Below are 25,593 nucleotides of genomic sequence, written 5' to 3'. Positions count from 1 at the left end.
TTGCCTTCAGAATCTTGATTGTGTGGATGTTGAGTTCCACATGGCGATATCGAGGTATGGACCGAACGGTAAAGGCAGCCTTTCATTTAGCTGTAGGGCAGCGACGAAAGTTAAGATGCCAGCATCCTATTCATTGGGATGCTGGCATATTGAAGAATCAGGTGATTAATTCACGTCACCGAGACAGATATATTTCAGGTCTGAGAAGTCATCAAGGCCATAACGGGAGCCTTCGCGTCCGAAGCCTGACTGCTTAACGCCGCCGAACGGACCAACTTCGTTTGAAAACATGCCGGTGTTTACGCCTACAATGCCCACTTCAAGCGCTTCGGCTACACGCCATACTCTTGATGCATCTCGACTAAAGAAATACCCAGCGAGTCCTGTTTCTACCGAGTTCGCTCGTTCTATCACGTCATTTTCCGATTCAAAACGAAACAGGGTAACCACTGGGCCGAAAATTTCTTCGCTTGCGACGTCCATATCCTGACCCACATCTGCTAACACGGTTGGTTCATAAAAACCGCCGCCCAGCGCGTGTCTCTTGCCGCCTGCCAGCAAGCGTGCGCCTTTTCCGATAGCATCTTCAACCAGTTCCGATACTTTTACGACGCCAGCTTCATCGATCAAGGGGCCGATTGAAACATCACTTTCAAGCCCGTTTCCGACTTTCATATCGAGCACTTTTTCCGTGACTCGGCGAGCGAACTCTTCATAGACTGAATCATGAACAAAAACGCGGTTAGCACAGACACAAGTCTGCCCCGCATTACGGAATTTGGACACCATTAACGCGTCGACAGCTTTTTCCACGTCTGCATCTTCGAACACAATGAATGGCGCATTGCCCCCCAATTCAAGTGATAAGCGTTTAACAGTGGGCGCTGCTTGCTGCATGAGTAGGCGCCCAATAGGCGTCGAACCCGTGAAGGTGATTTTGCGAACCGTTTCATTGGCGGTCAGTTCCGCGCCGATAGCCCGTGCGTCACCTGTGATCACGTTGAAAACACCCGCAGGGACGCCAGCGCGTTCAGCCAGCTCTGCAAGTGCGAGGGCGGAGAGCGGTGTTTGGCTAGCAGGCCGAAGGACAACCGTGCAGCCTGCAGCCAGTGCCGGTGCTACCTTTCGTGTCACCAGTGTGCAAGGGAAGTTCCACGCAATGATCGCACCGCATACTCCCACAGGTTGGCGTATAGCAAACAAACGTTGGTCTCCCTTCGTCTGCGGGATGACATCACCATAGTGACGACGTGCTTCTTCAGAAAACCAATCGAGAAATGATGCCGCGTAAAGTACCTCACCACGGGCCTCTTCAAGCGGTTTGCCGTTTTCAAGGGTAATAATCATCGCGAGGTCATCGATATGCGTCATGACGAGGTCGTACCAACGACGTAAGATCAAACCGCGTTCTTTTCCTGTCTTGGCCCTCCACGCAGGCCAAGCAGCCTCAGCGGATGCAATGGCATTTACGGTCTCAACTCGGCCCAGATTGGGAATAGAGCCAATACTCTCGCCAGTCGCAGGATTTTTCACATCAATGACACTCTGCGCTCCTGCATCAGTCCAGTTGCCATTGATATAAGCTTGTTGGCGGTAAAGCTGTGGGTCGCTAAGCTGCATAAAAAAATCCTATGGTGAATCCGCCTTATACCATTGGGCGAATGAGTTGAGTGATTATGCAGTTAGAATAGTGACCCCCTGTTTTATACGCCATTATTGCTTCGGTATGCCCCCCATCGTGAAACTTAGGAGTTAGCAGGGAAGACCTCAGAATGGGATGTCTGTATCTAATGAACATCCTTGCGTGATGATGCCCCTGCTGCGTGTTAGTCCTGTTCAAATTTCCGGCTGTCAGAAACGTGGGATCTTGCTTGTAAGACGAAAAGCGCTAAAATGAATACTGTATATATAAACAGTATATTTTATGACCATTATCCCTATTCTTGCTAGCGCCGGTATTACTGGTTTTGAGTCGCCAGCGGGCGATTATCGCCAATTGCCTTTGAGCCTTGATGAGCTGCTTGTCGAGCATCCAAGCGCGACCTTTATTGGTAAAGCGTCGGGTGATTCCATGCAGGGCGTGGGCATCTTCGATGGTGACATTTTGATCGTCGATCGGCACGTTACCGCCAGGGATGGTGATGTGATTGTGGCAAACTTAAACGGCGAGTTTATCTGTAAACTGCTTGATGTGCCGCGTCGCCTTCTGCTTTCGGCCAATGATATGTATTCTTCCGTGGCCATTACTCAACATGACATCTTTACCATTGAAGGTGTCGTGATTCGCTCTATCCGCTGTCACCGCCAGAGCCCGCTTTTGTGTTCGCGTTAGTGGATGCCAATTCCTTTTATTGCAGTGCCGAGCAGGTGTTTAGACCAGATTGGCGCGGCAAGCCAGTCATTGTGCTTTCTAATAACGATGGTTGTGTTGTAGCGGCGAACCGTCAGGCAAAAGAAGCGGGTATCGAGAAGTTCAAACCGTACTTTCAGGTTCGTGCCCGTTGTGAGGCGGCAGGGGTGATTGTGTGTTCGTCGAACTATGAGCTTTATGGGGATTTGTCTGATCGTATGATGCAGGTGATCGGGCGCTTTGCGCCTGAGCAGCATGTCTACTCGATCGATGAATCGTTCCTGTCGTTTCATCGATGCAGTGCGGTGCCAGATTTACGTGCGCAAGGGCAGGCATTGCGACAGTCAGTGTGGAAAGAGTGTCGCTTGGCAGTCGGCGTAGGTATGGGGAAGACTCTGACTCTGGCTAAGGTGGCAAATCATGCAGCGAAAAAGTTACAGGGTTACAACGGCGTGTGCGTGTTGGACTCGGAATCAGAGCGTGTTGCGGTGCTTTCACACATGGAAACGGGGGATGTGTGGGGCATTGGCCGAAAAATTGCCGCGAGATTGAAGTTACAAGGAGTGAATACCGCCCTGCAATTGTCTCGCATGCCACTTGGCCTTGCGCGTAAGGAATTTAACGTTGAAGTGGAGCGTACGGTCAGGGAGTTAAACGGCGAAGTCTGCAAAGGGTGGGACGTCGCCAGAGCGGACAAAAAGCAGATCTTTTCGACACGTTCGATGGGGGAACGGATACAGGATCAAGAATCGCTCCGCCAAGCTTTGTGTAAACACGTGGGAATCGCTGCTGCCAAACTTCGAGCACAAGGCTCGCTCTGTTCTGTATTGATGGTGTTCGCGGGAAATTCGCCGTTTGATGAAAGGCCCAAGAGCTTTAAACAAATGCAGCATTTTGCGTTTCCGGCAGATGACACCGCGGTGATCACTTCTGCGGTGGCAGCGATGGTACCGCAGTTGTTTCAAGAGGGCGTGCGCTATTACAAGGTCGGGGTCGGATTGCTTGATTTGGTAAATGCAAAGCACGTGCAGCCTGACTTGTTTAACTCGCAGCCCGGTAACCCAGCGTTGATGCAGGCGTTTGATGGTCTAAATCAACGCTATGGTACTGGCGCGGTGTTTATGGGCGCACAGGGAATTGACCCGAAGTGGGGTATGCGGCGTGAATTCTTGTCGCCCCAGTATACGACACGTTGGGGCGACGTACCGTTGGTGAGATGTTGAGCGAGCAAGGAGTAAGCCCTGTCTGATTCATTGATGGAACATACTGTTCAAACGTCAGAAGCGATTGAGGCTGTGAATGGGAAATCTAGCAAGCAGGGATGAGAAGCAGTGCTTGGAATGAAAATGGAGGCGCATGGTTGCGCCTCCATTTTACTTATGTTGGATTAGCCGAACAGTGGCTGTTTACTCGCCATGAATTGGCGGGTGATCCGGACCAATGCCATGGTGACCAATGATGGCATCAACCAAGACATGTTGTCTGGGAACAGTGGTAAGTAGTGAGTTGCTGTGTCGCTTACAAAGTCGGGTAATTTACCCAAAATGTTCAAAGCATCCAATGTTCCAAATACGCCAGAAATAAGCACCACCATGGTTTGTCCCATCGATGCGCAACGTTGTTTTGGTTCACCGGCCTTAGGGATAAATATCACCGATAGGATCAAAGCAATAGCGATTGGACACAGGATCAAGATAACGGGCAAGCTCACCTGAATAATAGTTTCTAGCCCAACGTTAGAAATGGTCGCAGTGAGAAAGGTGACAACAATGGCGCTTAATTTAACATTGATACCATAAGTATTTTTGTAATATTCGGCGTTGGCAGTTGTAATACCTACCGTTGTGGTTAGGCATGCGATGAGTGTGATTGATGCCAATAAGATTTGTCCAAATGCGCCAAACTGCCCAGCAGCATAAGCGGCTAAAATCTCTCCACCATTACTCGCATTCGGCGCAATGTTTGATGATGTCGCACCCAAGTAACCCATAGAAAGATAACAAAGCGCCATCAAGGCAGCGTATATACCGACGATAATTAGCGTATCGCGAAATGACGTTTCTTTATCCTGACTGCTAGTGGTTCTTATAGTATTGATAATAACCCAACCGAACACCACCGCCGCGATAGCATCTAGCGTCATATAACCTTGAATGAGGCCGTTAACAACTGGTGCCGATTGGTAAATATCCGTAGCTTTTGAGGGTGACCCCAAGGGATTAAACAGCGCAAATACAGTGAGTAGACCCAGCATCGCGATGAGTGCTGGTGTCATTATCCGACCAATGTAATTAATGAGTTTTCCGGGCTTTATCGCTAAAACAAGCGTAAGTGCGCAAAATAGTATAGAAAAGAGAAAAAGCCCATCGCCAGAGCTAAATGGCTTTATCCCCATTTCGTAGGCAACCGTCACTGCACGAGGTAAGGCAAACGCAGGGCCAATGGTGGTAAGGATTAAGATCCAAAAGCCACGATCCATCCATGCTGGCAATGCTGACGTGAGCCGATCTATTGAAGGTAACTTCCCAAGTACAACCAAGGTTAATGCCGGTAAGCCTACTGCAGTAATGAGGAAGCCTGCAATTGCAGATAGCCAGTTCTCGCCAGCTTGCTGTGCCATTAACGGTGGGAAAATGAGATTGCCAGCGCCCAAGAATAGGGCGAATGTCATGAAACCTATGGCTGCGAGTTCTCTTCTTTTCAAACGACGTACCTTATATAAAGTGTTTAGTCAGTTTGCTGGAAGATGTAAAAGGAGAGACTTATATTCGCCAGCTTTTTGCTGACGAATAGTAGCATCGTCAGCGTCAGATAATGACGACGACGACAGAGACAAGTGCTGCAACGTTCTTGGCTGATGCAGTGTGTAGCTGGGCCAAATTGTTGTGAGCAGTTAGGGACATAACTCATGCACTTGTTGGTTAAGGAGCTGACAACATAGAGTGAAAGAGATTCTTTGTAAAGTACAATCTTTAGGTTATTTGTGTATCACAATTGTGATATTTAAGTTTATATAACTCAGCGTATGATCGGAAATTTGGTCGTAATGGTTATTAATGACATTTTATGATGGGGTGAGGGATTCAGTGCCACAATTGCAATCGCGTTAATGGTTAGGATGCGTGTTGACGTACTAAACAATTCGCTAACAATTTGGAGGCTGAAATTGTGATATATGTCACTAACGTATGAGATCGCATCTATTCTGTACATTAATTATGTGATTTAAGTCTATTAATTGAGGGCTGTTATCCCTTAGTATGCTTGCTTGATTATTAGTGAGGCTAAAACCGAATGCAGAGATTTTGCAGTGAGGTTTTAGAAGCAACATGAGTACATTGGTCGCGATTTCGTTAACAACAGGTATTTTGTCAGGTCTATGGGGCTGGATTGCCGTTTCTTTCGGCTTACTGTCATGGGCAGGTTTCTTGGGATGCACCAGCTACTTTGCGTCGCCTACTGGCGGTGTAAAGGGACTTGCAGCGAGCTTGTTAACCAACACAACTGGTGTATTTTGGGCAATGGTGATTATCGAAAGCTCCAACTTTGTTGGGCTAGACATTTTAGGCTACGTGATTACTGCTGTTGTTGCTTTCTTTATGTGTATCCAAGCGAAACAAGCATGGTTGGGATATATCCCAGGCACTTTTATTGGTTGTTGCGCCACATTCGCAGCGGGTGGTGACTGGCAACTTGTTTTGCCGTCGTTGCTGCTTGGTGGAGTGTTTGGATACTTGATGAAAGCAACAGGACTATGGCTTCACAATAAATCGAATCAGTCTTCGGATGCGGCTGGATTTAATCCCGAACATTAATCGAGAATAAGCAACTCGACTCTTATTTCAGGTAGTTCGTTAGCTCTGCATTCAGCAATGAACGGCAATTATCATCGATTGTGATAAGGCTCTTAGCGTTTTAAGTAACTTTTGAAAAGCAAAAGCTCAGACGATTTTCAGCCAGTGGCGTTGGAATGAGCGTTGATATAACGCACACCACAAGAAACACTATATTGCCGAAACTGACAAACCTATTTCTTTGCGTACTCTTTGAAGCACCAATGGGTCCACACTTTTACTGTTGAGGGTTTACGCGGCCTATAATTTGGCATGGTTCTTAGTCGTTCAAATTCAATTGTGAAAGATGCTAACTGTTTGTTTTTTGTTAAGATTCCTTCATTCCATTGCTTGCATAAATAGCCGCCATAACCTGCGAGTACTTTCTTGTTACGATTTGAATGCAATCTTCCAAAGTATTTACGCCAACGGTAATTTTTGAACTCTGCAGATAGAAGTTCAGGTATCACTCGGCTTGGTGGCTCAAAGCTCATACTCCAAACATCAACGACGTCTTCACCTCGGGTTTTACCTTCGATAACGGGCATCAAAGAGAATTTAAGGGGTGAAGGAGCGAACATACCCCAATGTTGATCAATGCGTAGCACCTTAGCGGGTATCGAGACATGTTGCGGGCGTTTTACGTGAAATTGTTGAATACCGCTAACGTTGTAGTAAGTCACAATATAAAGTGCCCCCAAGGCCACGCAATTTTCTACATAACCGGCGCGGTCTTTTTGGTCGTTATAAGGCAGAAAGCGTTCAGTAATTCGCCCCATCATGTCACGATTATCGGCTATCCAACGATAGAGTCTATTTCCAACCCCTAATAGGGGTTTCCATCCCATCACTACTCCGATGGGTCTAAAAAGTAGTGATACCCTAAACAGATATTGAACGCCATTCCAGTGAGTGTGTAAGCCACCTTGATGGTCACGAAGCACCCAGCTATTTTCCTTTTCCATGATTGGATAAATGTCGGGGTTCTTCTGTGCAGGGTGTATCTTCACACTGTCAGGAAGAAGAAAGTTTCGCAGTATTAGGCAGGTTTTCTTGCAGAATCCGCAGCCTTCATCATAGAAAATAACGATGTCTCTCCGTTTGGGTTTGGCATTGAATTTGGCTAACCAGTCCCAACACACTCCTGGAATGAGTAAGCTCAGCGACATAAAGTCGATAAATGGGAAAAGCACGATGTGGAGAGACATAAAGAAGGCGCAGTGCATGACGATCAACAGTGCAAGTGTGAACAATCGCAATTGAACGTGGAAGATAGGAGAGAAAACCAGAAATATCGCAATGATTTCTAGATACCAAACAAAGTAAGTGCCAAATGTGAGTAGCTCAGGAAAACCTCTCATCCAAATGGCAAATACGGTGGCGAGTTGTTCGATATGAACGGCGTAGTACGCGGCATCCATGGTGACTTGCCAGTCATCTGACGTTTTTAGTAATGCGGTGAAGAAATACAGATACATCACTTGAAGAAGAACGGCGACCGAGACGATCGAAAAGTATCTGTGGTCATCAGGTACTGCATTTTCGTCTGTTTTATATCGACGATTTAGCGAGCTATCTATTGAAAATCTTGCACCAATTGGTAGAAGGATTGCCCAAAAACACATTATTACGAGCAGTACGTCACCGCCGGTTACAATCACACTGTTTCGATTTACGATAGAGAAAAGAAAAATCCAACTAATAAACGCCATGGTTCTGGATTTGTAGCCAATGAGGAGCAAGATAGCGACGAACGCAGAAATGACAAAAAGCAACGTGACGAACCATTCACTGCCATTCATCCAATAAAGTGAAAGTCGATAGTCTGAGGACAGCGCCATGGACGCGGTGCGACTAAGCAGCCCTTCATCAGTATAGAACGCAGTGATATCACGGGCTCTACTGATAAGATCAACTAGAATCATTAAGGCGAGACCGATACGGAACAATGCCAATGTACGTAGATCGATACCGAATACTGTTTTAAAAGAACTCATCAACGATTCCAATGCTTACCAGTTATGCATGCGTTAAGTGAATGAAAATGGACATAACCAAAGTATCACTCTTAATAATGGTATTTATTATAGTTGTTGAAGATCTGCTTTTATGTGCTTGACCTTATATTTGCTTGTGACGCTGTGGTGTATTTATATTATTCCAATTTTCAATACTTTCACCCGATAGCTTAGGCTATTTGTACCCAAGAAAGTATTCCGGCAAAAATAGAGATATTTGCGGAATAAAAGTGATAAGCAGAAGCGCTCCAATCAAGGTAATAACCCAGGGTAGTATCCGCTTGGCTATTTTCTCGAAGGGTATCTCTCCCACTTGGGCCGCCATAAAGAGGTTTGCGCCAAGCGGAGGTGTCACGAAACCGATGGCGAGGGCGACGATCATCACGATACCGAAATGCACCAAATCCACGTCTAGCTTGGTGAGAACTGGCAATAACACTGGCGTCAGAATGACAATCGAGGCGAGCGTTTCCAAGAAGGTGCCGATGATAAGGAGCAATACGAGTATCGCGAGGAGGACGAAATATTTGTTTTCCGTACTCGATAAAACGAACTGCGCCAGTTCGGTGGGGATCTTCTCTAGTGCGATAATGCGACCAAAGGCCACGGATGCGCCGATAATCACGAGCACTGCGGAGACCAGCATGGCGGATTCCAGCATGATTTTGGGTAATTGCTTCATCGGAAGTTCGCGATACACCAAGCAAGAGACAATCAAGGCGTATACCACGGCTACGGCAGAAGACTCCGTTGGCGTGACAATGCCGCCGTAGATGCCACCGAGAATAACAATGGGCATGATGAGTGCGAGCTTTGCTTCATTGAGTACATGGAAGATTTCTTTGTATGTCGCGGGTGCTCGAGTATCTACCATGTGAGCATGGCGGTTTTGTCTGCGGTGAAAGTAGTTGTAAGTGATCAAAGTAATGGCGATCACGATACCGGGCAGAATCCCTGCCATAAACAGCGCCGTCACTGATACGCCCGCCGCAACGGCGTACACAATCATGACCACTGACGGTGGGATCATCACACCTAATCCGCCAGCACTCGCTACCATAGCGCCAGCATAAGCGCGGTCATATCCTCGCTGAACAAGCGCGGGGATCATCGCCAAACCCACCGCTGCGACAGTGGCAGAGCCTGTGCCTGATATGGCTGCGAAGAACAGACAAGCCATGATAGTGACGGTGCCCAAATCGCCCGGTGCGCGCCCAAATAAGGTATCGGCAACGGCGATCAAACGTTTGGAAATCCCGCCTTTGCTCATGATATTGCCTGCAAGGGTGAACAACACAACAGCAATCAAGGTGAAGCTGTTGATGCCGCTGACAAGCCCAAGCGCATACAAATCGGGCTTGAGAAAAGGGATGTACATAATGGCGAGAAGCGATGCTGAGCCAAGGGCGATACCAATTGGCACACCGATGAGCAACATGCCAAAGAAACCTGCGAAGAGGATCAGTGAAGTCATGATGGCGTCTCCTCGCTGTTATATAGGCTCAAATCACCGCGCACACCAATTTGGTACAGCGAGTAGAGAAGTCGCAGGCTACAGAGCAACCCTGAAAAAATGATGGCAGCGTAAAGTACAGACGTTGACCATTGTGTGGCTGATAAGGTTTTCCCTCGCTCTATGGCTTGCTGTGTAATTTGTACGCCTAGGTAGCAAACCGTGACTGAGTAGATGAGGAAGATGGATTCGCTGATAAACATCACAACACGTTTTTTCTTCGTCGAGAATTTGTCGACAAAGTAAGTGACGCGCATGTGGCGATGTTCTCGGATGGCGTAACTGATACCAAAGTAAATGAGGTAGACGAAGCACAGCCTTGCGATTTCATTGGCGATGACGATAGAGGTTGAGAACGCAAAGCGTGCTATGACATCTGCAAACACCAGCACAATGATCGCGAAGAGGCTGGTGACAATGATAGTTGGCTCGAAGTACTTTTCGATTATCCGAAACATGGTGGGAGATTCTCCATGACAACCAGTTTGTGAACGTTGAACACTCGTCAAACACAGGGCTTCTCAATCGATGAGAAGCCCTGTATCGCCACTAAGGTTGAAGGTTCGACATAAACTGGTCGTAAAAATCACTGCCCACTTTTTTACGGATGTCGGCTTCAATCGCGGTGTTCATGGTTTTACCCAAACGCTCGCGGTCTTCTAACGGTAGGCTGTTGACCTTGAGGCCTTTTTCTTTGAGTGCCGCTAATGTTTCGTTGTTTGTCTTCAAGGTTAAGTCGCGTTGAAGCAAAATGGTTTCTCTTGCGACTTCATCAATCAATTTGCGGTCTTTGTCATCGAGATCGTTGTACCACTCGAGATTGGCCATCCAGAGTTCAGGCCAGTAAATGTGATTGGTGAGCGATACGTATTTCTGTACTTCAAAGAAGCGCTCAACAAGCATGGAGGAGAGGGCACTTTCTTGACCGAAAATCAGGTTCTGCTGGAGCGAAGAATAGATTTCTCCCCATGCCAGCGGGATGGGCACGGCATCAACAGATCGCCATGCACTGATGGCGATAGGGTTATCTGCCGATCGCATACGAAGCCCCGCAAATGCGTCATAACTATCAAGCGGTGCGCGGTTGTTGGTGAAGCTTCTAAAGCCTAACTCCATAAAGCCCATTGACTTCAAGCCGCGTTTTTCCATGGCGGCGGCCAATGATTTGCCTGCCTCGCCATCAAGCACATTTCGTGCAGTGTCTTCATCGGCAAACAGCAAGAATTGGTCAAGTACAGCCAACTCATTCACCGTGGAAGACAGGTGGACGGACGCGCCCGTTGCCATGGTGATGTTGCCGGACTGAACAAGTTCGGTCATTTCCCTTACGCTACCGAGTTGGCCGCCAGGGTAGATTTCAACATCGATGTCTCCGTTAGAGCGTTTCTCCAATTCTTCCTCGAAATAAAGAAGCGATTGATGAATGGGAGAAACTTCTGGTGTGGCGTGGCCAATCCGTATGGTGGTATCAGCATAAGATGCACTGGTGGAAAGTAATCCGGCTATGACGGTCATCATCAATGAAAATTTCATGGTGTACTCCTTTTTTGAGCCGTAAATGCCTGCACCGCTCAGTATGAGCAGCGTGGTGGTGTTTCTGTGTTCATGAGTATTGCGTTGGTGTTGTCTCAGCGCATCGAGATCACGCGAGACGATGAAAAGCGCTAAGTTCGCACACGCTCGAATTCAGCCCATGCTTGTTCGAATCGGTCAAAGTTGAAGCCTTCTTCTCTTGCAGCTTTCAAAATGATTTGTTCGTTGCTGAGTAAGGTGTCAATCGCATCAGCGAGCACAGGAACAATGTCGGTAGGGATCACCACCGCGCCATGTCGATCGGCGTGAATAAGGTCTCCGTGTGACACGCGTAAACCAAAGACCTCGACAGGCTCGCCAATGCTCTCGATATGCACGAAACCATGGCTAGGGCCCACCGACCCTGCGAGAACGAGGAATTCCTCAGGTAAGTCGCCAAGATCGCGCATCACACCGTTGGTTAACACACCACTCAACCCCAAGCCCTTGTGGACATTGGTATTGATCTCCCCCCAAAACGCACCAATAGCATCAGGAAAATCCAAATCTTCGATTACCGCAACGGACGGGAAAGGGGTCTCTGACATGTATCGGTAATAGTCCATACGCAGCTTTTTTACCTCGTCAGCGGGCAAGTTAGACGGTTCAAGTGCCGCTATTTGTGCGGTTTTTGCATAACCCACGATTGCGGGACTTTCCGGCGCTGATGCTTGCAACGTTCCTCGCGTGAAATCGTTGAAACCGCGTTTTCCTTGTGCGACTTCTATGGCGTTACACACCGTTGGCGTGTCCACACTGATCAGTAATTCGTAGAGCGCTTTATCCATTAACTGTTCAACCACGTAGCGAGCGCACGCGTGGTTGCCTCCGGTTGTTCAAGAGTGGGAAGATGGCCTGCTTTTTTGATGACCACATAATCTGCATGAGGGATCAGTGCTTTGATCGCATCATGTCTGTCTTTTGGGCACAACTGATCGTCTTCACCCATTAAAATCAAGGTGGGAACATCAACATGCTTCAGCGTGTCTTGTTGATCGGGTCTGTCTCTGAGCGCCAGCGATTGATTGACGAATGCCATGTCGCCGAGGCTTTTCGCCATGTGAAGACAGCGCGCTTCGATATAGGGGTTGGGGTGTTCGCGATGAAGGTATTTTGGAATCATCACCTCTTGCATGACACTCAGAAGCTCCCCGTTGGCGATGCGATCAAGTTGAACTTGTCGTCCTGCTTTTACCTCGTCGATTTCTGCACGCGGGTTAGTATCCATGAGTGCTAATTTGCTGATGCGATGAGGTGCTTGCCGATAGACTTCCATCGCCAATATGCCGCCCATTGACAGCCCCGCAAGCGCGAAACGCTCAGGGGTGTTTTTGAGCACTTTGTCGGCGAGGGATGCCATCGATTGTTCAGAAGAAATATCCATCACGATGACGTTTCGATCCGCTTGGAATGCGGCTATTTGTGGCGCAAACAGACGCTCATCACACATCATGCCGGGAAGAAACACCAAAGGTTCAAGAGAGGCGCGGTTCATTACGATGCACCCATCCAGGTTAATCCTGCCGTATCTTGAGTGCGTGTCACGCGGAAAAGACTCGCCTCAACCGACACGTTCACGTCAAGGTTGTAATCTGTTCCTTCAGGCAGCCAAACCGTGTCACCAGGGTTAAGCGTCAGTGTGTCGTTTTCCCATGTGAGCGCCCAATGCCCGCGCATCACCATCAACACGACGTCTTTTTCGGCATATTGTGGTTGCTGTTGAACAGAGGTGCGGGTAAGAAAATCAACGTTAAATCCAGGTTTATCTTTGAGTAATCCTTTTTCACCGATAACAAGCACCGGTTGTTTTGCAGCCATGGCGACCATGTCCCAGTAGCGCGCAACGTAATGTTTCACCACGGTTGCGGCATCGGGTCGAAGCAGGCTGTTTAGCCATTCCCGTTCAGGCAACGGCATTTCGTTCTCACCGTTCGGCAAGGCTTCATTTTTCTCTGTGTCGTATAAACGGCCACTTTCGCCTAAGACCAATCCATGGGCGTCGGCAGCTTCTCGAACATGGGGTGCCCAGATGACACCGCCGCCAGCGTCATCACCCCCTAAAATCGACATGATCATGCCGTAGTCGCTACCGATGTTTTCAAAGCCACGGAACATGCGAGTGGGTATATTGAAAATATCGCCTTCTTCCAGTACCACTTCGCCGTCTTCTCCGGTTTCTCCCCAAAAGAAGCGCCAACGGCCTTTGAGCACAAAAAACACTTCTGCTGTGTTGTGTGAGTGAAGTGAATTGAAACAACGTGGCGGCTGGCCGGCTGCACCAATATTGAAGCCCGGTGTGGCTTGAATATGAACATGTTGGTCGGGGCTTTCTGATACACCACCACCGATAATGGTAAAGTTTTCTTTCTGATCAGAACCCGGTGTGTGCGCGTCGATAAATGCGGTTCGACACGGTATAAGTTCACCAAACCTTACCCATTGCGGCTGTTTCATTGAACACTCCTTGTTGTGGCGACTAACCCGTATGCAGGGCGATTTGTTTCCAAATGGCCGTTTCGTCAAAAACGACAAACTCACGTCGAATGCCGCGCGGCCCAAATTCAACATGGGCTGCACCCATGACGTAGACATTCGCGCCCGTCGGTTGGCCAAAACGTCCCCATCCGTCATGTTTTCCGTGAAGGGAAAAGCGAATGGCAGCGCGAGGAGGCATTAACGGATCTTCTCGCCCAATTTGGTGCTCAATGATGAAATCAGCGTTGGGGAAGCTGGCACGTAAACCCAACCAAAACGCCTCTACTGCAGACCAGGAATAACCTGATTCACCGCTTGGGTGTATGACGTGACAGGCGCGATCGTAATCTTCAGGAATACACGAGTATTCTGCGCTCATCATGCGTTTAAGGGTTTCAACGTAGGCTTCGCCCCAAATGTTATCGTTACCTTTGCCAAGATAGGGGCCTAGGGTGTCTTGGTCTGGCGTAAAAGGTCGGTTGCAGTTGCCTGCGCCGCCTTCGGCATGAATTTGATCGATGGCAAACTGTTTGGGGTCATGCCCAAGTTGCTTAACGATCGATCCTTGGTCTCGAATCAACCATTCATCATTAATTTGGTTATTGATGGCATGGCAATCGGCGATCACTTGGTAACACAGCGTTTTGCCGGTGGCTTTGCCAAATTGCCCATCACGGCTGTGTGTGGCTTTTGACAAAATGCGGTGGGATGACAGCATGCCTTCTTCTGGTGTTCCGGACCAAATGACGTCTTCTCCCAGTAGCACCCGATCGGGTAATTCGTTGAGCACTGAGCTGGTTTGCGCGATAACGTCTTTGTTGCCAATCGAAATGCCAGCAGGGGTTCTCACGACAATGTCTGACGAATAGTAGTCATGCAGTGAGTGGATATTTCTCCCTTCCCAAATCTCTTCCGTGATGGACAAGATATAGTCGGGAAAGTCTGTGAACTTGCCATCAAAGCCTTTCATGATTTCCAACCTGCGGGGATTTTTGCGGATGTGCGAACCAAGAGCGGCGAACCAATAGCCACTTTCTGTGGGGTATCGTTCTCATGGCTGATTTGTTGCAACAGAATACGTACTGTTTCATTGACCATGATGTCTGCATGCTGGGCGAGGGTGGTGAGGCCATAACTCGGCCAACTTGCTGCAGGTACATCGTCATACCCCACAACGGAAACATCGTCAGGAATACGTAACCCTAGTTCGAAACGCAGCGTGTCCATCACGGCGAGTGCCATGTGGTCATTGGCGACGAAAACAGCGTCAGGCGGATCGTCCTGAAACATGGCTTTGGTTGCCGCACTGGCTTTTGCCATATCGAACATGCCTTCGCCGCGCGAATGCAATGCCATGCCGGCTTGTTGTAAGCCGGCGCGAAATCCAATTTCTCGGTCGCGCTGTGTTGATGTGCATTCCAGCCCAGCGATGTAGCTGATTTTTTTATGTCCACCTGCCACCAGAAACTCTGCAGCAGCCATGCCGCCACTAAAGTTGTCAGAGGTAACGGAAGAGAATTCACCGCCTTGTTGGGCGCGGTTGAACAGTACGATCGGAACGCCTACCGAACGGCATCTCACGGCCAATTCAGATGACAACTCGACGGAAGCGGCGATGATGCCGTCGACTTGGTAATCCAGAATTTCTTCAATGACTTCATCAACCACGCTGTCGACATTGTTCGCCATGAAAATCAGGACGTGATAGCCCTGTTCTTGCAATAAATTTGAAAGCTTTTCCAATGCTTCGGGGTAAAATTGATTGTTGAGGTAGGCCACCACAAGTCCAATTACGCGGCTTTTACCTGAGACCATGGCGCGTGCAAGCACGTTTGGGCGATAACCCAACTCTTCGGCGGCCTTTTTGACTTTATCGATGGTTTTCTTGGATGCGGATCCGCCGGGCGTAAAGACACGACTGACGGCAGACTGACTGACGCCGGCATGTTTTGCTACATCGGTTGAGGTGATCTTATCGTTTGCCATTACTCTGCTGTCCAGCCTCCGTCAACTTTGAGCGAGGTTCCCGTGACCATGCCTGAAGCGCTAGAGGCGAGGTAAAGCACTGCGCCCATTAAATCTTCCACTTCACCGACACGATCTAACTTAATGTTGCTTTGCAGCCATGCTAGCTTCTCTGGATCTGCGAAGGTGCTTGCGGTGAGTTCGGTTTTGATGAACGTGGGGCAAATTGTATTTACACGAATGTTTTGTTTGCCCCATTCAATCGCCATGGCTTTGGTGAAACCTTCAACGGCGTGTTTGCTGGCGCAATACACGGCACGATCGAWGCCGCCAACGTGCGCCATTTGGCTGGAAATGCTAATAAAACTGCCGGGCTTCTGCGATTCCATTAGACGACGAGCGGCAAATTGGAATAAGAAATACGCGGCTTTCACATTCAGATCGAAGACCGTGTCGAAATCAGCTTGCTGTGTATCGAGCGCGGGTGAATGAATCGCGAGCCCCGCAGAATTTAAAACAATGTCGTAAGGTTCTCGCGCATTTAGAGCCTGCTCAAGCGCATCAAGTTGGGTGACATCCAACACCAAAATATCAGATTGGTAACCTTCTTGGTCGAGGGCTTCTTTTAGTTCTAATAGCTTTTCTTCGCGGCGAGCGATTAAGGTGACGTGGGCACCCGCCCTGGCGAGTGCCGTCGCGCAAGCTAGGCCAATACCCGAGGAGGCACCGGAGACAAGTGCACGTTTGTTAAAGAGATCAAAAGAGGGTGTGATGGGTAGCGATATGGTCATAACCTTTCCTTTGGCAAAACGACGGATCCTGTCGGTCTTGATGTGTTGAATGCTTTTAGTCTCGCAAAAACATCGACCCCAAGTTGCGCATAAATGTCTAATAGATCGATAAGCACCCAGTTTTCTTTGATTTTCTCATCTTCGATGCGCCAGAAATCGAGACTGCGCAGGGTGATTTTCTTGTTTGTCGGCGCGATGCCGAGCCAGCCACCGGCGGACAAGGTTTGACTCATGTTTGGCCAACCTGTCACCGCGACGTAGTTCTCTTGTGCAAAAAAATGCAGCGTGATGTTTTCATTGTCCAAGCCACGGTCGGGCATCGCGTTTAAAAAAGGAATTTGATGCCATTGGCGAAACCCTGAAAAACCGCGACATGTCCCGATTCCTGATGGGCCATACCAGGTTAAATCTTCGTGCCACGCCTCGGGCAGCTTCATCACGTCAGGGCCACCTTGAGAGGGATGTCGTCCGAGGTTGTCGAGCATACGGATGACAATATCAAGGCTGTCACTTCCGCTTAGCTCCCCATTCATCGGTTTAATGCCGTCGAGAGTGGCAGGGGCAGGTACCAAACCTTCGCGGCCCAGTGAGGGAGCCATGGGCCAAGCGTTGGCTTGTTTCATGACTTCAACGATGTCCCAAATTGCCTGTACCTCTTCGATGCCATTCTCTGAAACGCGATAAAACTCGTGATATCGCATGTGCACGAATTGGCCCGTTGGCGGAATGTCTAAAAATGGTGCGATGAAGGTGCCACAGTAATACCCACAGCAACCGACCCAACGACTGTCTTGTTGGTCTTGCCCGCTGATGACAATGGTGTCTCTTCTTTCTGCATCAGGGATGGCGTCGACCAAAGCACGATAGCTGGTGTTTATCCATGCACGCGCGCTAGGTTGCTCCCCAAAAGGATGACACATGTGAATACGGGCGTTATCGCTGAACATCGTTGATGCGATGTCATCGAGTTCAATGACATTCACACGCTGCTGGCTTTCTCGCCAGCGCGTCAGCATGTGCATCCATGTTGTGAGGTCAGCGGCATGAGTCATCACACGTTAACCCCGAGGCGCTGGTTGACCGTAAGGAACGTGTTTTTTCCCATAGCGTCTGACGCGCACGTTGCATTGTTCTGCGTGGCCAACAAAGCCTTCTAGCATGCAAAGGCGAGAGCCATATTCACCGATGGTTGTTGCTGCTTCGTCGGTCGTGATTTTTTGATAGCTGTGGGTCTTTAAGTATTTACCTACCCAAAGCCCACCGGTATAACGCCCCGCTTTTTGTGTCGGTAGGGTATGGTTTGTACCAATCACTTTGTCGCCATTGGAGACGTTTGTGCGTGGGCCAAGGAATAGGCCGCCATAACAGGTCATATTTTCAAGGAACCAGTCATCGCGATCTGTCATCACTTGAACATGCTCGTAGGCTTTCTCTTCTGATACCTCCAGCATCTCCTCATAGGAGTCGCAGAGGATGATTTCACCGTAATCTTCCCAACTGACCTTTGCGGTATCTGCAGTGGGCAGTATGTTTAGTAAGCGGTCAATTTCAAGCAGTGTGTCGTTGGCAAGTTTCTCGCTGTTGGTCACTAAAGCTGCAGGAGAGTTATAGCCGTGTTCGGCTTGTCCGAGTAAATCCGTCGCGCACATTTCCGCGTCAACGGTGTCATCCGCGATCACCATGGTTTCTGTAGGGCCTGCAAACAAATCAATGCCCACACGACCAAACAGCTGACGTTTCGCTTCAGCAACGAAGGCATTGCCAGGACCGACCAACAAATGCACGGGATCGATCGTTTCCGTTCCCAATGCCATGGCACCGACGGCCTGAATTCCACCCAGTACATAGATTTCGTCTGCCCCGCCAAGATGCATGGCTGCCACAACCGCAGGGTTAGGTTCCCCTTTGAAAGGTGGAGTACACGCAATCACACGGGGAACACCCGCCACTTTGGCGGTGGCGACAGACATGTGTGCAGAGGCAACCATGGGGAATTTCCCTCCTGGTACGTAACAGCCCACGCTTTGAACCGGAATGTTTTTGTGTCCCAATATGACGCCGGGTAGCGTTTCAACTTCGACGTCAGTCATCGAATCGCGTTGAATCTGGGCAAAGTTGGTGACTTGTTCATTGGCGAAGCGAATATCCGCCATGTCTTCTGGTGACACTTTTGCAATCAGATCCGCAATATCTTGCTCTGAAAGAAGGAAGGACGCTGGTGCGTAATTATCGAACTTTATCGCCAGTTCTCTGACTGCAGCATCCCCTTCATTTTCAATTTTCTTCAAGGTGTCCGAAACGATCTGAACGACTTTTTCGTTATCGCTGACTTTGTCTGATTCAGATTTGCCCGTTTTAAGGTACGTGATAGCCATCTATGTGTTTCCTATTGATCGTGTTTCCCCATGAATGGAGCAAACGGAGCGACTCAATGTGATTGAGAAGGGGTGGGTGGTGTTTTTTGGTCGTTGTCGAACGCTTCCCAGCCTTCGCCATCAAAAACATCAACCCCCAGTTGATGAAGAACATGAGGGAAATCAACCATCACCCAGTTATCGACGATTTTTCCTCCCTGAACTTTCCAAAAGTCCATATAGCGGATTTCAACCGTTTGGTTGGTGGGTTCGATACCCATGAATGTGCCCGTGTGTTTCGCGGTTTGGTGTCCAAATGCGGCGGCCCATTCACCCATGTAAAGCCGAGCCTCATCGACGCAAATCTTGTCTGAAAACGCCGCTTGAAATGGCTTCTGCCAATTGCGTTGAAAGGCCTCCAAACCCACTTTTGTTCCGCATCCTCGGTTGCCAAACCAGCGAAAACTCTCCGCGAAAAACTCACCGATATCGCTTATTCGATGGTCGTTGAGCCCATCCACCATGGATTCGATAACGCGGCGTGTTTCGTCTGTTTGACGCATATCGGTTTCTTTGGTCAAACTCGCTTGCTCTGGCCGTGAGCCTTTCATTCTGGTTGGCTCCTGTTGTTGATACGCTCACCCGTTTTTGCATCAAAAAGGTGGCAAATTGAGGCTGGAATATTGGTTGAAAACACATCACCTATCTCAGTTGAATACTCTTTGTCAGCTTTTACCGCGACCAACGCATCATCCACTTTAACGGTGATCATGGTGGCTTCACCGAGCAATTCTATGGAGAAAACATTGGCGTTGATGCCGCTGATTTCAGTGATGTCTGGTGAGCTACCTGCGGGATTGACCGTGGCATCTTCTGCGCGAAAACCAAGGGTGATATCCCCTGATAAAGAGGTATCTAATCCTCGAATCGTCATGTTTTCCGCGGTAAAGACGCCATCACGAATCTTGCCTTTCACAAGGTTCATGGCAGGGGAGCCGATGAAGCTCGCCACAAACGTGTTCGCGGGGTAGTTGTATATTTCCGTCGGCGTGCCGACTTGCTGCACGTTACCCGCACTCATCACGACAACACGATCTGCCAGTGTCATTGCTTCAATCTGATCGTGCGTGACATAGATGGTGGTGATTTGCAGTTCGTGAGACAGGTTTTTAATCTGGGCGCGCGTGGACACCCTGAGTTTTGCATCAAGGTTAGAGAGAGGCTCGTCCATCAAAAATACGTTGGGCTCGCGCACGATTGCACGCGCTAGTGCAACACGTTGGCGTTGTCCGCCAGAAAGATCAGCAGGGCGGCGGTGCAGAAAATCGGTGAGTTCGACCATTTGGGCTGCCCGCATGACTTTCTCATCATGCGTTGCAGGGTCGACATGTCTTACCTTGAGTGGAAAACGAATGTTTTCATATACCGTCATGTTGGGATAGAGCGCATAGCTTTGGAATACCATGGCGACATCGCGGTCCTTTGGTTCCAAATCATTCACGACCTTGCCGCCAATCAGTATGTCGCCGCTGGTGGCATCTTCGAGGCCAGCAATCATGCGCATCGTGGTGCTTTTTCCACATCCTGATGGGCCAAGCAATACAAGAAATTCCTTATCGGGAATGGTTAAGTCGAAATCTTTAACCCCGACAAAATCTCCCCATCGCTTGTCGATATGACGTAATTGCACTTCTGCCATGACTGCTCTCCATGTTCCAACGCGGTCTGAATTTTGGTGACTGGGTACGTATTCAAAATAAACAGTAAAATGCGCGTCAGCAAACATTCTTATGCTGTATGTTTGCGTGTGATCACATAAATAAATTTGTATGTGTTCGTTTCTCAAAGGCAAGAAATTTATGTTAATCAGCAAGTTATAGAGAGGTGCTTTACGAAGGGTGATCAATTAACTAATTGATAATAAGTGATTAATGGCAAGGCGTGGGAATGTTAACGTATGGTTAAATGCGTGAATTTTGTTACTTGCCAATATCTCTGTTAGGCATAATTATTTTTGCATACGTAATCAAAAATATTCTTGTTGTCGTGGTCTCAAGGAAGATCTGGCTTCAAGTGTGTCGTGCTTAGAGTGCTTGTTACTGTAAGACGAAAACCCTTCTTGAGAAGTTGGAGAGGAAAATGAAAGTCAAATTGATAAGTACATTTGCGGCGGGATTGGTCACCTTGTTCAGCCACACACTCAGTGCAGAACAAATTGACTGCGGTGTTGATGTTGGAAACGTGAGTATTCTGTCCAATGATTTCCCAGCATTGCATGCTGTTGCCGCGATGGCTGAGCGATGTGCGACGGACAGGGTGATTGTGACCAAAAATCAGTCTAAAGATCATCGCGATATTCAATCCGCCGCCTTGAAAGCCAAGCCCTCGAAATATTCTACTGCGATTGTTTCTACCAGCTCGATTGTTCCGTTACTCAATGAAGGGCTGATCCAACCCCTTGATGCGTTAGTGGCAAAACATGGTCAGAGCTTGCAGCCGACGCAATTGATTAAAATCGATGGCAGCGTGATGGCGGTGGCTTTCATGGCTAACTCTCAACACCTTTTTTACCGTAAAGACATGTTAGAAAAAGTCGGTGCGCAGCCGCCTAAAACCTATGACGAGTTGATCGCGACAGCGAAGAAAATACAAAAAGACGGTTTGATGAAATACCCCATCGCGTTGAACACCAAAACGGGCTGGAACCTAGGGGAAGAATTCATCAACGTATTTAGTGCAACAGGGGCAGGGTTCTTTAAACCAGGTAGTGCCATACCGAACCTAAACAATGCTGAGGGAATAAAGGCGCTGAACACATTGAAAGCGCTGACCGAATTGTCCAACCCTGATTTTTTAACGTTTGATTCCAACAGCACCCAAGCCCTTTGGGAAGAAGGCAAAGTCGCTTTTGCGTTGATGTGGGGCTCTAGAGGTACTGCGATTTTAGACGATGAAGGGTCGACGCCAGAGATTGTTGGTTCAACGGTTTTAACCAATACGCCCGCGTTTACGGCAGATGGCACCCCAGGTGCCACGTTGTGGTGGGACGGTTGGACGATCGCCAGCAATCTTTCTGAGCAAGATGCCGAAGCGACCTTCAAAGTGATGGTGCAAGCTATCTCCCCTGACATGATGAAGGCAAATTCCCAAAAAGCCGTGTGGTTGATTGAAGGTTATGAACCCGATGCGTCTGCGATGGGCGTCATCAGCACGGTACAACAACAAGCCAATCCTTATCCGATGTTGCCATACATGGGTCTGTTGCATTCAGCGTTAGGTGCTGAACTTCCAGACTTTCTACTTGGAAATGAATCGGCAGCGCAAGCGCTTAAAGATGTCGAAGATGCTTACATGACGTCTGCACGCGAGCAGGGCTTCCTTTAATCTTGTTGCCCCGATAGGAATCGGGGCGTCTAACGGCAAAGGAGTGGGTCCATGCCACATCGTACGTTTATGAAGTTTATGTGGCCGTCTTTATTGGTCATGTTTCTGCTCATCGCATTACCTATCGTGTCGGTGTTCGTTCAGTCATTGCACGTAGAGCATGAACAGATAGTGCTTGAGACGGAAAACTGCGGGCCGTTTGGCTGTAAGAAAACGGTATCCGTTGATAGAGAAGCGACTGACCAACTGCGTGAAGAAGAGCCCCTTGGGCGTTTTAACGGGTTAGATACCTATACGAATCGCAGCCATTTGGCGTTTGAAAATGTGTCAGAAGCGTGGCGTTCGACAGATTCGCTCGGCGGTTTCTTCAACGGCTTGATGAACCTGCCTTTCTACAAGGCACTGGTTTTCACCTTGGCATACACCTTCATCGTTACACCCTGCGTAATCTTCTTCGGCATGGTGGTCGCCCTGTGTGTGAATGCGTTGCCGAAGCTAGTAAAAGGCCCCACGATTTTCTTATCGCTTCTCCCCATGATTGTGACGCCGTTGATTGGTTCACTAATCTTGTTCTGGATGATTGATGCGGATGGCGTGATTGGTGCCACCATCCAAAATTGGTTCCAAGATGATAGCTTGTCGTTAAAAGCCTCACCCGCACTGACATGGATAACGCTGTTTGTGTATGGGATTTGGTCATCTATTCCATTCTCTTTCATTGTCTTTTACGCCGGATTACAAACAGTGCCGACGGACACATTGGAAGCCTCAATGATAGATGGCGCATCTCGCTGGGAAACGATTCGCTATGTTGTCATGCCGCACATGGCACCACTGGTGACCTTTGTTGCCTTGATGCAGTTGATGGACAACTTCCGTGTGTTCGAGCCCATTGTTGGTTTTGCGGCAGAGGCTCATGCGACCTCGTTAAGTTGGTTGATCTTCAACGATCTTCGCGGCACTGATTCGCAATTGTTTGGCTCCGCTGGAGCGACCTCCATGCTCACTATTCTTGGTGTGGCTATCTTGCTTATGCCTGTGTTCATCCGGACATGGCGCGATTTCAACCGTAAATCGGCGTAGGAGTTCATCATGGAAGAAGTACGTAGAAAGCCGATTTGGCTTAAAACATTGTCGATAGGGTTCGTGATTGTTTGGCTATTAATAGCAGCAGGCCCGTTCCTTTGGACCGCATGGGGCTCGTTCAAAGTTCAGGCGGATTTTTTCTCGAAATCTGATTGGATGAACGCGATTTACGGGGTGAAAACCTTGCTTGAAACAGGCGGTGAATTTACTGGGCAGGGATATTACGGCGCGTGGATTGAGCAGGATTTTTGGCTCGCAGGGATCAATACATTCGTTGTTGTTTTTTCTGTTGTCATTATTTCACTCACCATAGGCACTCTAGGTGGGTATGCGTTGGCCCGGTCTGGTTTTCGATACTCCCTGTGGATTTTGATGATTGCCTTGGTGCTGCGCGCGATGCCGCATATCACGTTGGTATCAGGCTATATGTTGCCGTTTTTCGAATGGAATTTATGGGGTCATCTAGGCACGACAATCATTGTGTTGGTCGCGATTAACCAACCCTTCACTCTCTGGATGCTGCACTCCTTCTTTTTGAATATTCCGAAAGACATGGATGAGAGCGCCATGGTCGATGGCTGCACGCGATTCCAAGCATTCCGACATGTGATCATCCCTGTCATGTGGCCGGGGGTAATCACCACAGGCCTGTTTAGTTTCTTGCTCGCTTACAACGATTTTGCTGTAACAGGCATGTTGCTGAGCCAAGATAACCAAACCATGGTGCCAAAAATTGCGAGCTTCTTGGGTACCACGCAGGTGGAAGGAAACGTGATGTTTGCGGTTGCTGCGGTGGTCTCTGCGATGATCCCGCTGTTCTTCCTTGTTCTGTTCTTCCAAAAACAAATCGTTTCGGGTTTAACCGCAGGCGCGGTGAAGGGGTAGGTCATGCCGCAAGCGTTACAAGATGCCAAGCAATGCGTATTTGCGTTTTATCAAGCGCTTGATCGTGCAACTGTTCAAGATGTACCGAAGGTGTTGGAAACGTATTGCAGTGCTGACTATCAGTGGCGTGGTTGCCACCCCTTCAATGAGTTGGAGGGGCAAAACGCCGTCAATGATCAATTCTGGCAACCGTTGAAAACCAGTTTGAAAAAACTGCAACGCCGTCAGGATGTTTTCATGGCGGGCGAAAACAGCTTGGCGTCTGACTGCTCAGTGTGGGTGGTGTCCATGGGCCATCTTATGGGGCTGTTTGATAATGACTGGCTCGGCATTGCCAAAACCGGACGGATGGCATTTCTGCGCTATTGCGAGTTCACCCAAGTGGTGGAAGGCAAGATCGCGCAGTCAGCCATGTTTATGGATATTCCAGGCTTGATGGTGCAAGCCGGTGTGAACCCTTTTATGCCGCAAACTGGCGCCCAGCTTATTCAACCAGGGCCGATGAACCATTCTGGCTTGATGTTGGATGAACAAAGCGCTGAGGCATCGGCAAAAACACTGTCGGTGATTAATCAAATGATCACCGACTTAGGTAACTGGGATCATGATTTGAGCCTTGAAGAAGAGCTAGCCTTGAGTTGGCATGATGACATGATCTGGTGGGGGCCAACCGGTATTGGTGCGAGCTACACCATTGAACGTTATGCCAAGCAACATTCAGGGGTGTTCAGGTCAAGTTTCTCTGAGCGTGTTTTTAATGGCCATGTCTGTAAATTTGCCGAAGGCGAGTTTGGTGGCTTTTTTGGTTGGCCAAATCTCTCGCTTAAACCTTCTGGTGGATTCATGGGGCTGCCCGCCAGTGACAAGTTCTTCGACATGCGTGTTATTGATATCTATCGACGGGATGGGGATAAATTGGCCGAAAACTGGGTATTTATCGATTTGCTGCATTTTTTCCATCAGCAAGGGGTCGATCTTCTGGCTAGGAACCAGTATCTCAGTGCAGAAACGCAATGTGACATGGCACTGAGGATCTAATGCCGAGACGCTCCGATGAAGATAAGTTTACGCATGGTACGCATCAATTGTCCGTTCTACATGCTGCCTAATGAGTGGCTTATATATTCTTTCGTGATTTTAAATGTGTTCAGGTTCGAAAATATTAGACCAAATTCATTTAAATGAAACTCGAATTGTTTTCATTTACTGTAAGGGTCAATTAATACAACAAAGGCTTAAAATAAGCCATCTTTCTCATTTGGACATAATTGGCATTCATTTCGATATTATGACTCAGTCGTGAGATTTTAGGGTTATCTGACAGTGTTTTATTGCAGGTGAGTTAGCTCCTTTTTGTACATAATAAA

Annotated in this window: 23 protein-coding genes; 7 read left to right on the top strand and 16 right to left on the bottom strand. The window is 48.5% G+C overall.

What is annotated here, in order from left to right; translation table 11 throughout:
* Positions 1 to 165: 165 nt before the first annotated feature.
* Positions 166 to 1,620 carry an NAD-dependent succinate-semialdehyde dehydrogenase gene (locus tag L4D06_RS07835; RefSeq protein WP_429738641.1) on the bottom strand — a complete coding sequence of 485 codons (1,455 nt, stop codon included), beginning with the start codon at positions 1,618 to 1,620 and terminating at the stop codon, positions 166 to 168.
* 304 nt (positions 1,621 to 1,924) lie between these two features.
* On the opposite strand from L4D06_RS07835, the gene L4D06_RS07830 reads away from it, so the two are divergent.
* The gene (locus L4D06_RS07830) at positions 1,925 to 2,332 is read left to right on the top strand and encodes a LexA family protein (protein WP_274162701.1); all 408 of its coding nucleotides are present in this window, start codon (positions 1,925 to 1,927) and stop codon (positions 2,330 to 2,332) included.
* A complete protein-coding gene (locus L4D06_RS07825; RefSeq protein ID WP_429738639.1) occupies positions 2,320 to 3,573 on the top strand; it encodes a Y-family DNA polymerase in 1,254 nt (417 codons plus the stop codon). Before L4D06_RS07830 ends, L4D06_RS07825 begins: the two co-directional genes overlap by 13 nt.
* Before the next feature lie 164 nt (positions 3,574 to 3,737).
* Here the strand turns inward: L4D06_RS07825 and brnQ are convergent, their stop codons facing one another.
* Complete coding sequence (gene brnQ / locus L4D06_RS07820; protein ID WP_429738637.1) at positions 3,738 to 5,054, bottom strand: branched-chain amino acid transport system II carrier protein; 1,317 nt, start codon at positions 5,052 to 5,054, stop codon at positions 3,738 to 3,740.
* Positions 5,055 to 5,679: 625 nt separating this feature from the next.
* On the opposite strand from brnQ, the gene L4D06_RS07815 reads away from it, so the two are divergent.
* Entirely contained in the window at positions 5,680 to 6,165 is a 486-nt protein-coding gene (locus L4D06_RS07815; RefSeq protein ID WP_274162698.1) for a DUF1097 domain-containing protein, read from the top strand.
* A gap of 212 nt (positions 6,166 to 6,377) precedes the next feature.
* Here the strand turns inward: L4D06_RS07815 and L4D06_RS07810 are convergent, their stop codons facing one another.
* The 14 genes from L4D06_RS07810 to L4D06_RS07745 all read right to left on the bottom strand — a co-directional run bounded on the left by L4D06_RS07810 (position 6,378) and on the right by L4D06_RS07745 (position 20,570).
* Positions 6,378 to 8,180 carry a DCC1-like thiol-disulfide oxidoreductase family protein gene (locus L4D06_RS07810; protein ID WP_429738634.1) on the bottom strand — a complete coding sequence of 601 codons (1,803 nt, stop codon included), beginning with the start codon at positions 8,178 to 8,180 and terminating at the stop codon, positions 6,378 to 6,380.
* Positions 8,181 to 8,376: 196 nt separating this feature from the next.
* Complete coding sequence (locus L4D06_RS07805; RefSeq protein WP_429738632.1) at positions 8,377 to 9,675, bottom strand: TRAP transporter large permease; 1,299 nt, start codon at positions 9,673 to 9,675, stop codon at positions 8,377 to 8,379.
* The gene (locus L4D06_RS07800; RefSeq protein WP_429738630.1) at positions 9,672 to 10,172 is read right to left on the bottom strand and encodes a TRAP transporter small permease; all 501 of its coding nucleotides are present in this window, start codon (positions 10,170 to 10,172) and stop codon (positions 9,672 to 9,674) included. Before L4D06_RS07800 ends, L4D06_RS07805 begins: the two co-directional genes overlap by 4 nt.
* Positions 10,173 to 10,263: 91 nt before the next feature.
* On the bottom strand, positions 10,264 to 11,247 hold the full coding sequence (locus L4D06_RS07795) for a TRAP transporter substrate-binding protein (RefSeq protein ID WP_428822533.1): 984 nt from the start codon (positions 11,245 to 11,247) through the stop codon (positions 10,264 to 10,266).
* Between the two features lie 131 nt (positions 11,248 to 11,378).
* On the bottom strand, positions 11,379 to 12,074 hold the full coding sequence (locus L4D06_RS07790; RefSeq protein WP_428822532.1) for an RraA family protein: 696 nt from the start codon (positions 12,072 to 12,074) through the stop codon (positions 11,379 to 11,381).
* On the bottom strand, positions 12,074 to 12,781 hold the full coding sequence (locus L4D06_RS07785; RefSeq protein WP_429738627.1) for an alpha/beta fold hydrolase: 708 nt from the start codon (positions 12,779 to 12,781) through the stop codon (positions 12,074 to 12,076). Before L4D06_RS07785 ends, L4D06_RS07790 begins: the two co-directional genes overlap by 1 nt.
* Positions 12,781 to 13,740, bottom strand: a complete 960-nt coding sequence (locus L4D06_RS07780; RefSeq protein ID WP_429738626.1) for a cupin domain-containing protein — start codon at positions 13,738 to 13,740, stop codon at positions 12,781 to 12,783. The genes L4D06_RS07785 and L4D06_RS07780 overlap by 1 nt, the downstream gene beginning before the upstream one ends.
* Before the next feature lie 22 nt (positions 13,741 to 13,762).
* Positions 13,763 to 14,731: a nuclear transport factor 2 family protein gene (locus L4D06_RS07775; RefSeq protein ID WP_429738624.1), complete on the bottom strand. Its 969-nt coding sequence runs from the start codon at positions 14,729 to 14,731 to the stop codon at positions 13,763 to 13,765.
* A complete protein-coding gene (locus tag L4D06_RS07770; RefSeq protein WP_274162690.1) occupies positions 14,728 to 15,747 on the bottom strand; it encodes a LacI family DNA-binding transcriptional regulator in 1,020 nt (339 codons plus the stop codon). Before L4D06_RS07770 ends, L4D06_RS07775 begins: the two co-directional genes overlap by 4 nt.
* Positions 15,747 to 16,517 (bottom strand): SDR family NAD(P)-dependent oxidoreductase, encoded by a 771-nt coding sequence (locus L4D06_RS07765; RefSeq protein ID WP_429738622.1) that lies wholly within the window; start codon positions 16,515 to 16,517, stop codon positions 15,747 to 15,749. Before L4D06_RS07765 ends, L4D06_RS07770 begins: the two co-directional genes overlap by 1 nt.
* The gene (locus tag L4D06_RS07760; RefSeq protein ID WP_429738723.1) at positions 16,514 to 17,569 is read right to left on the bottom strand and encodes an ester cyclase; all 1,056 of its coding nucleotides are present in this window, start codon (positions 17,567 to 17,569) and stop codon (positions 16,514 to 16,516) included. The genes L4D06_RS07765 and L4D06_RS07760 overlap by 4 nt, the downstream gene beginning before the upstream one ends.
* 6 nt (positions 17,570 to 17,575) lie before the next feature.
* The gene (gene hisD, locus L4D06_RS07755; protein ID WP_429738620.1) at positions 17,576 to 18,892 is read right to left on the bottom strand and encodes a histidinol dehydrogenase; all 1,317 of its coding nucleotides are present in this window, start codon (positions 18,890 to 18,892) and stop codon (positions 17,576 to 17,578) included.
* A gap of 53 nt (positions 18,893 to 18,945) precedes the next feature.
* Positions 18,946 to 19,482, bottom strand: coding sequence for an ester cyclase (locus L4D06_RS07750; protein WP_129492676.1), 537 nt, complete (start codon positions 19,480 to 19,482; stop codon positions 18,946 to 18,948).
* Positions 19,479 to 20,570 (bottom strand): ABC transporter ATP-binding protein, encoded by a 1,092-nt coding sequence (locus L4D06_RS07745; protein WP_429738617.1) that lies wholly within the window; start codon positions 20,568 to 20,570, stop codon positions 19,479 to 19,481. Before L4D06_RS07745 ends, L4D06_RS07750 begins: the two co-directional genes overlap by 4 nt.
* Positions 20,571 to 21,010: 440 nt before the next feature.
* Between L4D06_RS07745 and L4D06_RS07740 the strand changes: the two genes are divergently transcribed.
* From L4D06_RS07740 to L4D06_RS07725, 4 genes are read left to right on the top strand one after another with little or no spacing between them, the layout of a single operon-like run.
* Positions 21,011 to 22,255, top strand: a complete 1,245-nt coding sequence (locus L4D06_RS07740) for an ABC transporter substrate-binding protein (RefSeq protein WP_429738615.1) — start codon at positions 21,011 to 21,013, stop codon at positions 22,253 to 22,255.
* Between the two features lie 51 nt (positions 22,256 to 22,306).
* Complete coding sequence (locus tag L4D06_RS07735) at positions 22,307 to 23,338, top strand: carbohydrate ABC transporter permease (protein WP_017009695.1); 1,032 nt, start codon at positions 22,307 to 22,309, stop codon at positions 23,336 to 23,338.
* Between the two features lie 9 nt (positions 23,339 to 23,347).
* Positions 23,348 to 24,226 carry a carbohydrate ABC transporter permease gene (locus tag L4D06_RS07730; RefSeq protein ID WP_017009696.1) on the top strand — a complete coding sequence of 293 codons (879 nt, stop codon included), beginning with the start codon at positions 23,348 to 23,350 and terminating at the stop codon, positions 24,224 to 24,226.
* A gap of 3 nt (positions 24,227 to 24,229) precedes the next feature.
* Positions 24,230 to 25,264, top strand: a complete 1,035-nt coding sequence (locus L4D06_RS07725) for a nuclear transport factor 2 family protein (protein WP_429738614.1) — start codon at positions 24,230 to 24,232, stop codon at positions 25,262 to 25,264.
* Positions 25,265 to 25,593 lie beyond the last annotated feature (329 nt).

It is taken from the genome of Enterovibrio makurazakiensis, from assembly GCF_050336585.1.
In the GTDB taxonomy this organism is placed as follows: domain Bacteria; phylum Pseudomonadota; class Gammaproteobacteria; order Enterobacterales; family Vibrionaceae; genus Enterovibrio; species Enterovibrio gelatinilyticus.
The sequence above is the reverse complement of the archived record's forward strand: the minus strand, read 5'-3'. Positions and strand labels throughout refer to the sequence as shown.